This window comes from Propionibacterium ruminifibrarum, from assembly GCF_900289195.1.
Classification (GTDB): Bacteria; Actinomycetota; Actinomycetes; order Propionibacteriales; family Propionibacteriaceae; genus Propionibacterium; species Propionibacterium ruminifibrarum.
Map to the genome: position 1 here is coordinate 57,360 of NZ_OMOH01000004.1, position 13,858 is coordinate 71,217.

A 13,858-nucleotide genomic window follows, 5' to 3' on the forward strand; every position below is an offset into this window, starting at 1 on the left:
CGCACGGGCCGGGCGCACGGCGGCAGTGTATTCGCTGCGGCCAGCACGCCGGGCTCAGCCGGCCAGCCAGCGGGCCACCTCGGTGGCCCAGTAGTTGATGATCATCGACGCCCCGGCGCGTTTGACGCCGGTGAGGGCCTCCATGATGCAGCGCTGCCGGTCGAGGGCGCCGGCCCTGGCGGCGAACTCGATCATCGCGTACTCGCCGGAGACCACGTAGGCGGCCACCGGCACGTTCGAGACCCGGGTGGCCCGGTTCAGCACGTCGAGGTAGGGCAGGGCGGGCTTGACCATGACGATGTCGGCGCCCTCGGCCAGGTCGAGCTCGATCTCGCGCAGCCCCTCGACGGCGTTGGCCGGGTCCTGCTGGTAGGCGCGCCGGTCGCCGGTGAGCTGGGAGTCGACGGCCTCGCGGAAGGGCCCGAAGAAGCCGGACGCGTACTTGGCCGAGTAGGCCATGAGGATCGTGTCGGTGTGTCCGGCCGCGTCGAGGGCCTCACGGATCACGCCGATCTGGCCGTCCATCATGCCCGAGGGGCCGAGCATCGTGGCGCCCGCCTCGGCGAGCACCACCGACATCTTCGCGTACAACGGCAGCGTCGCGTCGTTGTCGACCCGCCCGTCGGGGGTCAGGACGCCGCAGTGCCCGTGGTCGGTGAACTCGTCGAGGCAGACGTCGGCGATGACCGGCATGCCCGGCTCGGCCTCGACGGCCCAGCGCACCGCGTTGGCCAGCACCCCGTCGGGGTTCCAGGCCTGCGAGCCCTGCGGGTCGCGCACGGCCGGGGTGCCGAACAGCATGACCGCGCCGACCCCGGCGTCGGCCGCCTCGTGCACGGCCCGCTGCAGCGAGGCCTTCGTGTGCTGGCGCACCCCGGGCATCGAGGCGATCTCGCGCGGGGCGTCCAGCCCCTCGACGACGAACATCGGCTCGATGAGGTCGGCCGGGTGCAGGCGCGTCTCGGCCACCAAGTCGCGCACGGCCGGGGTGCGGCGCAGGCGGCGCGGGCGCTGGACGATGCGGTAACGGCTCTCGTTCACGGAGTGACTCCCCTGACGGCGGGCACTGCGCCACCCGGGTTGGGGCAGCAGTCCTCACCGCCGCAGTCATCGTCGCCCCTGCGGTCCTCGCCGGCAAGTCCGCGGGCGACGAGCTCGGCGAGGCCGTCGAGGAAGACCGGCTCGTTGGCGACGGTCGGCACCCGGTAGAAGCCCATGCCGTGGCCCCTGGCGGTCTGGGCGGCCTCGTTGTCGAGGTCCCAGATGACCTCCATGTGGTCGGACAGGAAACCGATCGACACCGCGATGACCTCCTTGACGCCCTGGGTGGCCAGCTCGTCGATGACGTCGTTGACGTCGGGGGTCAGCCAGGTGTCGCCGGGTGCGCCGCCCTGGGAGGTGTAGCACAGCTGCCAGTCGGGCCTCAGGCCCTTGTTGGCGAGCCCGGCGAGGATCTGGTCGATGACCCGGTGGTGCTGCTTGAGGTAGCCGTCGCCGCCGACGCCGGAGGTCTCGGACAGTCCGGTCGGCAGCGAGTGGGTGGTGAACAGCAGCTTCGCGTCCGGGTGGGCGCGCACGACGGGCTCGAGCAGGCCGATCTGGGCGTCGACGAAGGCGGGCATGTCGTAGAACGGGTTGATCTTGGCGATCTCGAGCCTGGGGCGCCCCTCGTCGTCGACGGGGGTCGCCGCGGCGAGCGCCTCGCGGTAGGAGCGGCAGCCCACGTACGAGGGGTAGGCGGCGGGCACGAGCACCAGGGCGCGTTCGTGGCCGTCGGCGACGATCTGCGCGAGCGTCTGCTCGGGGAACGGGGCCACGTGGGCGTGGGTGAGGTAGACCGGCACGTCGATGCCCTTGTCGCGTAGGCGGGCGGCCACGTCGTTGGCGAGTTTCTGGTTCTGCCCGTTGAGGGGGCTCACGCCGCCGAAGTGGGCGTAGTGCTCGCTCACCTTGGCCATCCGCTCGGCAGTGATGCGTCCGCCGGTGATGTGCTTGAGGAAGGGCTCGACCTGGTCCATCGACGTCGGGCCGCCGAAGCCCATGACGATCAGGGCGTCGTAGTGGGTGCTCATCTCATGACTCCTTCGTTGGCGGGGATGACCCCGGGGTTGCGTGGATGCGCTTCTCCTGCGGCGGGCGCCTCGGAGGATCGCCGGGAGGCCGCGGCGTCGAGTACGGCGTCGGCGCGGCGGCGGCCGTCGGCGACGCATTCGGGCAGGCCCACGCCGTGCAGCGCGGAGCCGGCGACCGCCCAGGTGGGGTGGTGCCGGGCGAGTTCGCCGTCGACGGTGGCGGCACGGTCGAGGTGGCCGACCGTGTACTTGGGCATCACCGCGTGCCAGCGGTCGATGCGCGTGAGGGTGGGGTCGCCGTGCACGCCGAGCAGCGGGCGCACGTGGTCGAGGACCGCGGCGAGCAGCCGGTCGTCGGGGGCATCGGTGAGCGGTCCGCGCTTGCTGGGGACGAAGACGCGGACGAGCACCTGCCCGTCGGGGGCGCGCCCGGCGTACTTCACCGAGCTGGTCGTCACACCGCTGATGGGGCCCGGGTCGGCGACGAGCCAGCCCTGCGAGTCGGGCGGCCGGTCGAAGTCGCCGGCCTTCAGGCCGAGCGAGACGACGGTGGTGGAGGCCAGCGGGATCTCGTCGAGGGCCGCGGCGGCGGCCGGGGCGGCCTCGGCGAGCAGCTGGGCGGAGCAGGCGGCGCCGCCGGCCAGGACGACGGCGTCGGCCGCCACGAACTCGCCGTCGGCCAGTTCGACGCCCGCCCCGGTGAGGCGGGCGACGGTCGCCCCCGTCCGCAGCTCGGCGCCGCGCGCGGTGAGCCGGTCGGCGAGCACCTCGATGACGCGGCCGAGGCCGCCGGAGAGGGAGCGGAACGGCGAGCAGGTGGCTCCGGGGGCCGCGTGGCCGGCCGCGGCGCGCGCCCTGCGGCCCTGGGCGAGTGAGGCGAGCATGAGGGAGCGGTGGTCCTGCTCGTTCTGCCGCAGTGACGGGAGCACCGCGTCGAGGCTCAGTTCGTCGATGGCGGCGCCGTAGATGCCGCCGACCATGACCTCGGCGTAGCGGTCGACGATGCCGTCGCCCAGGCGGGAGCGCAGGAAGGCGCCGATGGAGACGTCGGTGCCGTCGCGGAGTCGGCGGGGCATGAACAGGTCGAGGCCGGCGCGGATCTTGTCGGGCCAGCTGAGCACGCCAGTGGTGACGAACGGCCACAGCCTGGTGGGCAGCACCATGCCCATGCCGGCCGGCATCGGGCGCAGCGCGCCGCGCGACAGCAGCGCCACGCGGCGGGCGTCGCCGGGGGCGATGACCTCGTCGGCGATGCCGAGCTCATCCAGCAGCCGGGTCAGGGCCGGCTTGTAGGCGACGTAGCTGTCGGGGCCGGTCTCGATGACGAAGCCGTCGCGGCGGATCGTGCGGACCTTGCCGCCGAGGCGGTCGGAGGCCTCCAGCACGGTGACCCGGGCGCCGCGGCAGACGCCCTGCCAGGCCGCGGACAGGCCCGTGAGGCCGCCGCCGACGACGACCAGGCGCGGGCCCGGACAGTCCCCGGGCGTCCCCTGGCTCATGCCGTGGCCCCGCTCACCGCGGGCGACTGGCTCGTCCCCGGGTGCTGGGTGTGGACGCCCGCCTTGGCCGCGGCCGGCTTGTAGGGGCACAGCGGGTCGGACTCGAGGGGGTCGCCGGTCCACGCGTAGGCGCGGGCCCGGGAGCCACCGCACCACCTGTTGAACTCGCAGATGCCGCAGTCGCCCTTGAAACCGTCGGGGCGGCGCAGGGCCCGCATGAGTTCGGTGTCGCGGTACAGCTCGACGATCGAGCGGTCGCGCACGTTGCCGACGCTGGTCGGCAGGAAGCCCGAGGGCATCACCTCGCCGAGGTGGGAGATGAACATGATGCCGTTGCCGTCGCGGATGCCGAAGCCGCGCGAGGCCGGGGAGTTGATGATCTGCTCCTCGGTCTGGCCGGCCCGCAGCAGCCGCTGCGCGATGATGCGCCGGTACTGCATGGCCTCGGTGGTCTTGATGCGGAAGGGCGCATCGGGGCGGCGCTTGTTCCACTCGATGAGGGTGCGTTCGGCGTCGCCGGGGGTCATCTCGCGCAGCTGGGCGCCGCGGCCCACCGAGATGAGGAAGAACAGGCTCCACTGGAAGAGCTTGTAGCCCTTGAGCAGCTCGTAGATGTCCTCCAGGTCGGCGACCGTGGTGTCGGTGACGAGCGTGTTGATCTGCATGGGCATGCCGACCTCGTTGGCGTCGGCCAGGGCCTGCAGGGTCGCCTCGAAGGTGCCGGGCACCTGCCGCACGCCGTCGTGGTGCTCGGGCGTGGAGCCGTCGAGGGACAGGGACATGGCCTGCACGCCGAGGGCCGCCATGTCGGCGATCCGCTGCTTGGTGAGCAGCGGGGTGACGGCCGGGGACAGCGAGACGCCGATGCCCCGGTTGCGCGCCTCGGCGATGAGTTCGTCCAGGTCGAAGCGGCGCATCGGGTCGCCGCCGGTCATGATGACGTGCGGCATGGGGCTGCCGAAGTCGGCCACCTGGTCGAGGATGTGCAGCGCCTCGTCGTGGGTGAGTTCGCCGGGGGGCGGCTCGAGCTGGGCGCTCGCCCGGCAGTGCCGGCAGGCCAGCCCGCACGCCGTGGTCAGTTCCCAGTAGATGATCATGGGGGCGCGGTCGTAGGCCCAGTCGACTGGCTTGACCGAACCGATCCCAGCGGGTCGCGACATGATCATTCCCCTTTCTCCGCGCCGGCGTCGTGCACGACGTCGACGATGTGTGCGAGCACCTGCGGGTCCGCGTCCTTGGGGACCCCGTGCGCCAGGTTGACGATGTGGGCGGGGGCCAGGCGCCCCTCGGTGAGGATCTGCTCCAGGGCGGCATCGATGGCCTCGACGGGGCCGGACAGCAGGGCCGGGTCGAGGTTGCCCTGCAGCACGGTGCGGCCGCCGAGCAGGTCGTTGGCCCGGGCGAGCGTGAGGTCGGCGGCCACGCCCATGACGTCGGCGCCGGCGTCGCGCATGGCACGCAGCAGGGCGGCGGTGCCGGTGCCGAAGTGGATGCGCGGGACGCCGAACCGGCCGATCGCCCGCAGCACCCGGCCGGACGCCGGCTGGGCGTGGACGAGGTAGTCGGCCTCGGACAGCCGGCCGGCCCACGAGTCGAACAGCTGGACGGCGCTGGCGCCGGACAGCACCTGGGCGCGCAGAAAGGCGGTGTCGGCGCGGGCCACCCAGTCGAGCAGGCGGTCGAAGACCTCGGGACTGGTGCGCATGAGGGCCCTGGTGTGCTCGTGGGTGGCCGAGGGACCGCCCTCGACGAGGTAGGACGCCACCGTGTAGGGGGCTCCGGCGAAGCCGATGAGCGGGACGTCGCCGAGTTCGGCGACGGCCAGGCGCACCGCCTCGCGGATGGGGTCGAGGGCCTCGTCGGGGAGTTCGGGCAGGGCGTCGACGTCGGCGGCGGTGCGCACCGGGTGGTCGAGGACGGGCCCGACGCCGGGGACGATGTCGACGCCGAGGCCGGCCAGTTTCAGCGGCACCATGATGTCGGAGTAGAAGATCGCGGCGTCCACGCCGTAGCGGCGCACGGGCTGCAGGGTCAGCTCGGCGGCCAGCGGTGGGTTCAGGCAGCTCTCGAGCATCCCGATGCCCTCGCGGGCCGCACGGTACTCGGGCAGGGAGCGGCCGGCCTGGCGCATGAACCACACGGGCGTGCGCTCGGGGCGTTCGCCCCGGGCGGCCCTCAGCAGCGGGCTGTTCGCGACGCCGGGGCTCCGGCTCGGGTGGTCGGGGCCCAGTTCGTCAGGGGCCTCTCCCCCGTCCCGCCATCCGGTGTCGGGGGCGCCGAGGACGCGGGCGACCTCGGCTGCCAGGGCGGTGGGCTCGGTGCAGGTGCACTCGATCACGTCCAGGCCCAGGTCGCGGGCGGTGGCGCTGGTCGTGGGGCCGGCGCCGAGGACGCGGGTGCCGGCGCCGATGCCCTCCGGCCCGGCGAACCGGGCCAGGGCGCGGGCCGCGCTCGAGGAGCGCAGCAGCACCGCCGAGTGGGCGCCGCAGGCCAGGGCACCGACGCTGGTGGGGGTGTCGGGTCTGCTGTCGGTGGTGTAGACGGGCAGCTGCAGGACCCGCCAGCCGCCGGCGCGCAGGCCCTCGGGCAGTTCGGCGCGGGCGATCAGGCTGCCGGGCAGGATGGCCAGGGCCTCGACGACGGGCATGGGCAGGGCGCGGATCTGCGGCAGGACGGTGTCGTTGAGCAGCGCGACGAGGGCTTTCGCATTGGGCGCGGTCTCTGCGCGGGCGGCCAGGGCCTCGGGCAGGGTGTCGAGGGTGCCGCGGCCGGTGGCGAACACGCGCAGGCCCTGGTTGAGTGCGGTGGCCGCGGCGCGCTCCAGGGGGGCTGCGCCGGCCGCGGACTCGAGATGACCCCAGGTGCGGGGCGAGGTGATGACGAGGACCGCCTGGGCGCCGGCGGCCGAGAGCAGCCCCACCAGGCGGCGGGCCGGCATCGGGTCGTCGCAGGCGCGGGTCTGCAGGTAGGGATCGATGCTGCTGGCGATGCCGTGGGTGTCGAGCGCGGCGGCGTCCCGCTCGTTGCCGTCGGGGCGGACGAGCAGCACCGGCCTGCGGTCGGGGGCGTTCACCGGGCACCTGCCAGCAGTTCTGACGCGGCCCGCCGGCCGAGCGCGACGGCGTCGGCGAGGGGGTCGTCGCCGAGTTCGGCGCTGACCTCGACGCGGGCGTAGTCGACACCGAGGTGGCCGGACAGGTCGGCGACGAGCCGCAGCGTGCGGCCGTCGAGTTCGCTGAGGGCGCCGACGGCCGTGGTGCAGGTGGCCTGGACGCCGGTGAGCACCTGGCGTTCGGCGGTGACGCGCAGGCGGGTGTCGGCGTCGTCGATGGCCCCCACCGCATCGGCCATCGGGTGGTCGGCCCGCATCTCGACGGCCAGGGCCCCCTGGGCCGGTGCGGGGACGATGACGGCGGGGTCGATGGGCGCGGTGATCTCCTCGCCGCGGTCGATGCGTTGCAGCCCAGCGGCGGCCAGGACGGCGGCGTCCACCTCGCCGGTGCGGACCTTGCGCACCCGGGTGTCGACGTTGCCGCGGATCGGGACGATCTCGAGGTCGGGGCGGGCGCGCAGCAGCGCGGCGGCGCGGCGGGGGCTCGACGTGCCGACCCGGGCGCCGGCGGGCAGCTCGGCAAGACCCAGCCGGTCGCGGCTGACGAGGGCGTCGAGGGCGCTGGCGCGCCGGGGCACGGCCACGACGCGCAGGCCGGGTTCGGGCGCGAACGGCAGGTCCTTGAAGGAGTGAACGGCGACGTCGACGTCACCGGCCGACAGCACGTCGCGCAGCCGGGCGGCGAAGGCGCCGGGCCGGGGCGGGGCCGACAGCGGGATGGACAGGTCGTCGCCCTCGGTGCGCACGCGGACGAGTTCGGCCACGCCGCCGGTGGCGTCCTCGATCATCTCGGCGACCGTCAGGGTCTGCGCGACGGCCAGCCTGGAGCCGCGCGTGCCGATGCGCAGCGGCTCGGTCCGGGGCCCGTGGCTCATTCGTCGACCTCGATCCCGAGCAGCACGTCGAGGGCCGTGAAGAACTCGTCGAGGCGCCCCTCCTCGGCGAGCTGGCTGCCGCGGACCGTGGGGGTGTGGAGCATGACGCCGGTCAGGTGGCGCAGCGAGCGTTCGACGACCGCGCAGACCTCCGCCGACTCGCGGGCCCGCACCCGGGCTATCTCGCGGTCGACGAGGACGCCCACCTCGGAGCGCATCGCGGCGATGGCCGGGTCGGCGCCGCGCGAGCGTTCCTTGTCGAGGTGCCTGGCGACACCCTGGTCGACGACCTGCTGGGCCTGCTCGATGACATCACGCTGGGCCTCGTCCGCCTTGTCGCGCACCTGTTCCAGGGTGATGAGGCGAACGCCGGGCAGGGCCCTGGCGTCCTCGGCGAGGTCGCCGCCGAGGGAGAGGTCGACGATGGGGAAGGACCCGGGCCCGGCCAGTTCGGGGCGCCCGGCCAGCAGGGCCTCGGCGCTCAGCGCGGTACCGGCCCCGCTGCAGGTGACGATGAGGTCGGCGGCCGCGACGCCGTCGGCGAATTCCGAGTCTCCCAGGGGGACGACGTCGTGGTGGGCCGCGAACTGCTCGGCGCGGCCCGAGGCCGACCAGCAGAAGACCCGGCCGGAGCGGCGCGTGCCGAGTTCGGCGAACACGACGCGGGCGAAGGCGCCGGTGCCCACCAAGAGCACCCTCTTGCCGCGCAGGCCGCCGGGCAGTTCGGCCATGTCGAGGCCGACTCCGGCGACGGAGCGGCCGGCGGCGCCCAGCGAGGTGCGGCTGGCGACGGCGCGGGAGCTGGTCAGGGCGTCGTGGAAGAGGCGGTGGAGGCGGCCGGTGCACTGGCCGCGTTCGGAGGCGAGCTCATAGGCGCGACGCAGCTGCCCGGCGACCTGCTTGTCGCCGATGACGGCGGCGCGCATGCCCGAGGCCACCTCGAAGACGTGCTGCACGGCGTCCTCGCCGGTGGCCGTGCGCAGGCCGGCGAGGGCCCGCTCGTCGACGTCGGGGACGAGCTCGCGGGCCAGGTCGGCGAGCTGGGTGCGCAACTGCTCGGCGCCGAGCCGGTTGTCGGTGTCGCAGATCAGTTCGAACCGGTTGCACGTGGACAGCAGAACCGCCCCGGCCACCTCGGCCTGCCGGGACATGAGGACACGGGAGAGCTCCCCGCCACCGTCGGACAGTGTGGCCAGAGCCGCCAGAGGGGCGGTCTGGTGATCCACCCCGATGACTTGGATGCGCACGAAGGCATATTAGGCCTTGACATGACGAGAACGTGAGTCCCAAAAATGGGGACATTACGTCGCACATGCAGTTTACGGGCAGAAATGGTCCTGAATTATGCCCTCGGCTGTATCGAATGATTGCCGTTTCGCGGGTCCCGTCCCGGGGGCCGCCCCACTGCGGCAGGCAGGAGGCCCGGGGCGCCGGCCGGGGCGCGCCCAGCCCGGCCGGTCCCTGGCGCCGCCCGCGGGTGCGCGGCAGCCGTGACGGACTCGGTCCCCGACCTGCCAGTCGGTAACACCGCCGCGCGGGGGCGCGGCCGCCGACCGAGGAGCGCCCCGGCCCCTCGACGCCCGCCCCCCGGCGGCGGGGGCCTCCCCGCGGGCGCCGCGCCCGCACCGGGCATCCGCATCGGCCATACTTGGGGAAGCGGCCTACTCCCCGGCGCCGCCGATCCCGGCAAGGAAGGCATCATCTCGTGTGCGGTTTCATGACGTTCATCTCCACCGGCACCCTGCGCGCCGAGCGCGTCGACCAGGTGCGGGCGGGAATGGTCCAGCAGCGCCACCGCGGCCCCGATGACACCGAGATCTGGCACGACGACCGGGTCGTGATGGGCTTCAACCGGCTGTCGATCATCGACATCGAGAACTCCGGGCAGCCGCTGCGCTGGGGCACCCCCGAGGAGCCGGACCGCTACTGGATGGTCTTCAACGGCGAGATCTACAACTACCTCGAGCTGCGCGACGAACTGGCCGCCGACGACGGAGCCGTCTTCCGCACCGAGGGCGACGGCGAGGCCATCGTCGCCGGTTACCACTACCACGGCGCCGCCTGGGTCTCCCGGCTGCGGGGCATGTTCGCCTTCGTCATCTGGGACGCCAAGGAGAAGAAGGCCTTCGGCGCCCGCGACTGGTTCGGCATCAAGCCGCTGTACACCGCCACCACCGAGGACGGCTTCGCCTTCAGCTCCGAGGCCAAGAGCCTGCGCGAGCTCACCGGCACTGCCGAGGTGAACACCCGCGCCCTGCAGCACTACCTCGTCCTGCAGTACGCGCCCGAACCGGAGTCCCTGGACGCCAGGCTCACCAAGATCGAGTCCGGCTGCTCCTTCACGATCGAGGACGGCCGCTTCGAGCAGACCCGCTACTTCCATCCGGTCTTCGACTCGAAACCGGTCACCGGCGTCCAGGCCCAGGAGGACCTCTACGACCGGATCGCCGCCGTGCTCGACGACTCGGTCGCCAAGCACATGCGCGCCGACGTGACCGTCGGCTCGTTCCTGTCCGGCGGCATCGACTCGACGGCGATCGCCGCCCTGGCCAAGCGCTACAACCCCGACCTGCTCACCTTCACCGCCGCGTTCAAGGCCGAGGGCTACTCCGAGAACGACGTCGCCGACGAGTCCGCGAAGGCCATCGGCGTCGAGCACGTCACCCGCTGGGTCACCGAGGAGGAACTCACCAGGACCCTGCCGCTCATCATCTGGTACCTCGACGACCCGGTCGCCGATCCGGCCCTGGTGCCGCTGTACTTCGTCGCCAACGAGGCTCGCAAGCACGTCAAGGTGGTGCTGTCGGGCGAGGGGGCCGACGAGTTCTTCGGCGGCTACACGATCTACCACGAGCCCGTCTCGCTGGCCCCGTTCGAGAAGCTGCCGGCCGGCCTGCGCCGCGGTCTCGGCGCGGTCAGCCGGGTGCTGCCGAACGGCATGCGCGGCAAGGACATGCTGCGGCGTGGCGCACTGCGGCTGGAGGACCGCTACTACGGCAACGCCCGCATCTTCCGCGAGGACCAGCTGCCGGGCCTGCTGCGCAGCTACGACCCGTCGATCAGTTTCCACGACGTCACCGACCCCGCCTACGCGCTCTCGCAGGGCTGGGACCCGGTGCAGCGCATGCAGCACGTCGACCTGTTCAGCTGGCTGCGCGGCGACATCCTCGTCAAGGCCGACCGGATGACGATGGCGAACTCGCTGGAGCTGCGGGTGCCGTTCCTCGACAAGGAGGTCTTCGAGGTGGCCCGGCACATCCCGATGAGCGAGAAGCTGGCCGAGAACACCACCAAGTACGCCATGCGCAAGGCGCTGGAGCGGATCGTGCCGGCCCACGTGCTGCACCGCCGCAAGCTCGGCTTCCCGGTGCCGACCCGCGTCTACCTCAAGGGCGACTCCTACGCCTGGGCGCGCGACATCATCACGAACTCCCCCACCGACGAGTTCATCGACCCGCAGGCCGCCATGAAACTGCTCGACGAGCACCGCGCCGGGGTCGCCGACCACTCTCGCCGGGTGTGGACGATCGTCTGCTTCATGCTCTGGTACGACATCTTCGTCGCCGGCACCATCACCCCCGAGGTGCCGCGCCCCGAGTACCCGGTACGGCTGTGAACCCGCACCGCGGACGACCCAACGGCCGCCGCCCGCCAGGGCGGTGCGCCCGCACCGAACCGCCCCGCTATCCCCCGGGCAGAGACCACCCGCGGCCGGCCGGGCCTGGGCGTTCAGTCGATGAGTTCGTCCCGGTCCGCGCTCACGAGCAGGGCGAACCGGACGGCGTCGGGGTGCGCCTCCTGCGCGAACGGGAGAAAATCCTCGGCCCACCGCGTGAGGATGATGAACTCGACCGCGGGCCAGGCGTACGGCTCGCCCGGGACCGGATCACCGCCCGATCCCATCACCATGACGACGTACGGTTCGAGGGCATCGCTCCAGCGGCGGATCATTGAGTCCATCTGTCGCACCGTGACCGGGCTGACCGGCCCCTTCGCGCGGCACCACTCCACGGCCCGCTCGTCAATCCCGTCGGGGTCCTGGCCCTGGGCCGGAACCAACTCCTCGACGAGCACCCCGTCCCCCGTCCACCTGCCGCTGATGTCATAGCGCGCACCGGGGTCGACCTCACCTGTCCCCATGACAGCGATGCCCTCGTGATTGTCATCAGGAAAGGCCTTCAACCGAAGTGCTCCACCCTCGGCCACGACCCAGCCGCGGGCCCAGCAGGGGTCACCCGGTCGAAGTACCGACGCCATGTCGCATCCTTCCGAGCCTCGGACCAGCACTGGAGGTCATGCTGACATTGTCGCTGATGGGTGATCCGGATAGCGCCCGAGGGCAAGGACGCTCCGGGCCATAGGAACGTTGCCCCCATCAAGCAACCGGCGCATCGCCAGGCGGTGTTGTCTCGGCTGAGGCGGAGCGCGGAAACGGCGCCGCGCATGCCCGTCACAGCACGTCGGCCATGTGGGCCTCGAAGGCCTCGACGGCGCCGGCCGCGAGGTCGTCGGTGAACAGCTCGGCGATGACCTCGGGCGAGATGGTGAAGCGGCGCACCCCCAGGCCGGCGAGGGCGACGACGTGCTGGGCCGACTTGATGGAGGCGGCCACGACGAGCGGGCCCGAGCCGTCCTGGGCGATGGCGCTGGTCATGTGGGAGATCTCGGCTGCGGCGTCGCGGCCGGCCAGGAACATCCGGTTGAAGTAGGGGGCGACGTACTCGGCACCCAGGGCGGCAGCGACGAGCGCCTGCCCGGCCGAGTAGACCGCCGTCATGAGCACCGGGACCCCGGCCGCCCGCAGCCGGGACGCCGCCTGCGCGCCGGGCGCGGTGGTGGGCACCTTGATGATCGCCTCGGGTGCCATGTCGCGGATCCGCTGGGCGTGGGCGTACAGCTCCTCGGCGCCGGCGCCCCAGGTCTGGACGAAGAACTCGGAGGCGCCGAACTCACGCGACCTGGCGTACAGCGTCGGCACGTCGGCCAGGCGCACGGCGGCGTCCCTCAGCAGGGTCGGGTTCGTCGTGACGCCGCGGAAGATCCCGGTGGGCAGCCACTTCTCGTGGACCGCCGCATCGGCGGAGTCGATGTAGAACCCGAGCGGCACCGGAATGGTGGTCATGGCGAAAGCCCTTCATTGCGACGCAGATGCCCTGGGGCAGGGCCCGATTCGATCAACCGTGAACACCCCCAGTCCTATCACGCGCCGGGAGTCCGCGGCGGATCGCCCGATGGTGCGCATCCTGGCCCCATGAGGCCCTCGGCAGTGCCCCGACCAGGGCATCCGGAAGGAGGCACGGGATCGTGCCGGGGCGGGCCGGCCATTCGTTCGGTCTTTTTCCGAGAACCGGAAAAGCGACGGCAGAACAAGCCGTTCACAACGCCTGACACAGACCATACCGTCGAATCCGTCACCACCCGAGCAGCAGTTGGAACGGAGCTATCAATGACGAACACGTGGCTGGAACTCGATGACCGAGTCGTCATCGTCACCGGGGGCAACTCCGGCATCGGCAAGCACATCGTCGACGGTCTGCGCGCCGCCGGCGCCCGGGTCGCCTGCCTCGACCTGACCGTCACCGACGGCGTGGACGAGGACAGTGGCGTGTTCAACGTGAGCGTCGACGTCACCGACTCCGCGGCGGTCGAGGCAGCGGTCGCCGCGGTCGAGGAGCACTTCGGCCGGATCGACGTGCTGGTCAACAACGCCGGCGTGAACCAGCCGCGGCTGCTCGTCGACGCCCGCGGCGAGGCCCCCCAGTACGAGCTGGACGAGAAGGCCTTCGACTTCATGGTCGGCGTGAACGTCAAGGGCGCGTTCCTCATGAGCCAGGCCGTGGCCCGCCGCCTCATCAAGGCCGGCAAGGGCATCATCATCAACATCACGTCCGAGGCCGGCTCCGAGGGCTCGAAGGGCCAGTCGGTGTACTCGGCCACCAAGGGCGCCCTCAACGGCTTCACCCTGTCGTGGGCCAAGGAGCTCGGCCCGCTGGGCATCCGCGTCGTCGGCGCGGCCCCCGGCATCCTCGAACCCACCGGCCTGCGCAGCCCCGCCTACAATGAGGCACTCGCATACACGCGCAACACGACCGTCGACCAGCTGTCGCCCGACTACAGCAAGACCATCCCGCTGGGTCGTCCCGGCACGCTCGACGAGATCGCCAATGTCGTGTGCTTCCTCGCATCCGACCGGTCCGCGTACATCACGGGCACGACCGTCACCGTCACCGGCGGCAAGTCGCACGGCTGACGGGCGAACCACCGGCTCGTGCCGGCCACCGCCGGCCGGCACGAGCCGCA

General features: G+C 72.4%; 11 protein-coding genes. 2 read left to right on the top strand and 9 right to left on the bottom strand.

Features of this window, described 5'->3' with window-relative positions:
• Positions 1–54: 54 nt before the first annotated feature.
• Genes hemB through PROPJV5_RS05625 form a run of 7 tightly spaced genes read right to left on the bottom strand, consistent with a single transcriptional unit; the run spans position 55 to position 8,805 of the window.
• Complete coding sequence (hemB, locus tag PROPJV5_RS05595) at positions 55–1,041, bottom strand: porphobilinogen synthase (RefSeq protein ID WP_119715371.1); 987 nt, start codon at positions 1,039–1,041, stop codon at positions 55–57.
• Entirely contained in the window at positions 1,038–2,072 is a 1,035-nt protein-coding gene (gene hemH / locus PROPJV5_RS05600) for a ferrochelatase (RefSeq protein ID WP_182858588.1), read from the bottom strand. Before hemH ends, hemB begins: the two co-directional genes overlap by 4 nt.
• A complete protein-coding gene (hemG, locus tag PROPJV5_RS05605) occupies positions 2,069–3,571 on the bottom strand; it encodes a protoporphyrinogen oxidase (RefSeq protein WP_119715373.1) in 1,503 nt (500 codons plus the stop codon). Before hemG ends, hemH begins: the two co-directional genes overlap by 4 nt.
• Positions 3,568–4,731, bottom strand: a complete 1,164-nt coding sequence (locus PROPJV5_RS05610) for a TIGR04053 family radical SAM/SPASM domain-containing protein (RefSeq protein WP_119715374.1) — start codon at positions 4,729–4,731, stop codon at positions 3,568–3,570. Before PROPJV5_RS05610 ends, hemG begins: the two co-directional genes overlap by 4 nt.
• A 2-nt stretch (positions 4,732–4,733) precedes the next feature.
• Positions 4,734–6,644, bottom strand: coding sequence for a uroporphyrinogen decarboxylase (gene hemE / locus PROPJV5_RS05615; protein WP_119715375.1), 1,911 nt, complete (start codon positions 6,642–6,644; stop codon positions 4,734–4,736).
• On the bottom strand, positions 6,641–7,558 hold the full coding sequence (hemC, locus tag PROPJV5_RS05620; protein ID WP_119715376.1) for a hydroxymethylbilane synthase: 918 nt from the start codon (positions 7,556–7,558) through the stop codon (positions 6,641–6,643). Before hemC ends, hemE begins: the two co-directional genes overlap by 4 nt.
• Positions 7,555–8,805 (bottom strand): glutamyl-tRNA reductase, encoded by a 1,251-nt coding sequence (locus PROPJV5_RS05625; protein WP_119715377.1) that lies wholly within the window; start codon positions 8,803–8,805, stop codon positions 7,555–7,557. Before PROPJV5_RS05625 ends, hemC begins: the two co-directional genes overlap by 4 nt.
• A 470-nt stretch (positions 8,806–9,275) precedes the next feature.
• On the opposite strand from PROPJV5_RS05625, the gene asnB reads away from it, so the two are divergent.
• Positions 9,276–11,174: an asparagine synthase (glutamine-hydrolyzing) gene (gene asnB / locus PROPJV5_RS05630; protein WP_119715589.1), complete on the top strand. Its 1,899-nt coding sequence runs from the start codon at positions 9,276–9,278 to the stop codon at positions 11,172–11,174.
• Between the two features lie 113 nt (positions 11,175–11,287).
• On the opposite strand, the gene PROPJV5_RS05635 is transcribed toward asnB, so the two are convergent.
• Positions 11,288–11,698 (bottom strand): hypothetical protein, encoded by a 411-nt coding sequence (locus PROPJV5_RS05635; RefSeq protein ID WP_147385360.1) that lies wholly within the window; start codon positions 11,696–11,698, stop codon positions 11,288–11,290.
• Positions 11,699–12,008: 310 nt separating this feature from the next.
• Positions 12,009–12,680: a transaldolase family protein gene (locus PROPJV5_RS05640; RefSeq protein ID WP_119715379.1), complete on the bottom strand. Its 672-nt coding sequence runs from the start codon at positions 12,678–12,680 to the stop codon at positions 12,009–12,011.
• Between the two features lie 324 nt (positions 12,681–13,004).
• On the opposite strand from PROPJV5_RS05640, the gene PROPJV5_RS05645 reads away from it, so the two are divergent.
• Entirely contained in the window at positions 13,005–13,808 is an 804-nt protein-coding gene (locus PROPJV5_RS05645) for a sorbitol-6-phosphate dehydrogenase subunit (protein WP_119715380.1), read from the top strand.
• Positions 13,809–13,858: the final 50 nt, after the last annotated feature.

What these genes read in the sequence shown, in the direction of transcription:
- hemH (WP_182858588.1), bottom strand. Translation starts at nt 2,072, where the DNA reads ATGAGCACCCACTACGACGCCCTGATCGTCATGGGCTTCGGCGGCCCG.
- hemG (WP_119715373.1), bottom strand. Translation starts at nt 3,571, where the DNA reads ATGAGCCAGGGGACGCCCGGGGACTGTCCGGGCCCGCGCCTGGTCGTC.
- PROPJV5_RS05610 (WP_119715374.1), bottom strand. Translation starts at nt 4,731, where the DNA reads ATGTCGCGACCCGCTGGGATCGGTTCGGTCAAGCCAGTCGACTGGGCC.
- hemC (WP_119715376.1), bottom strand. Translation starts at nt 7,558, where the DNA reads ATGAGCCACGGGCCCCGGACCGAGCCGCTGCGCATCGGCACGCGCGGC.
- asnB (WP_119715589.1), top strand. Translation starts at nt 9,276, where the DNA reads ATGACGTTCATCTCCACCGGCACCCTGCGCGCCGAGCGCGTCGACCAG.
- PROPJV5_RS05635 (WP_147385360.1), bottom strand. Translation starts at nt 11,698, where the DNA reads ATGGGGACAGGTGAGGTCGACCCCGGTGCGCGCTATGACATCAGCGGC.
- PROPJV5_RS05640 (WP_119715379.1), bottom strand. Translation starts at nt 12,680, where the DNA reads ATGACCACCATTCCGGTGCCGCTCGGGTTCTACATCGACTCCGCCGAT.
- PROPJV5_RS05645 (WP_119715380.1), top strand. Translation starts at nt 13,005, where the DNA reads ATGACGAACACGTGGCTGGAACTCGATGACCGAGTCGTCATCGTCACC.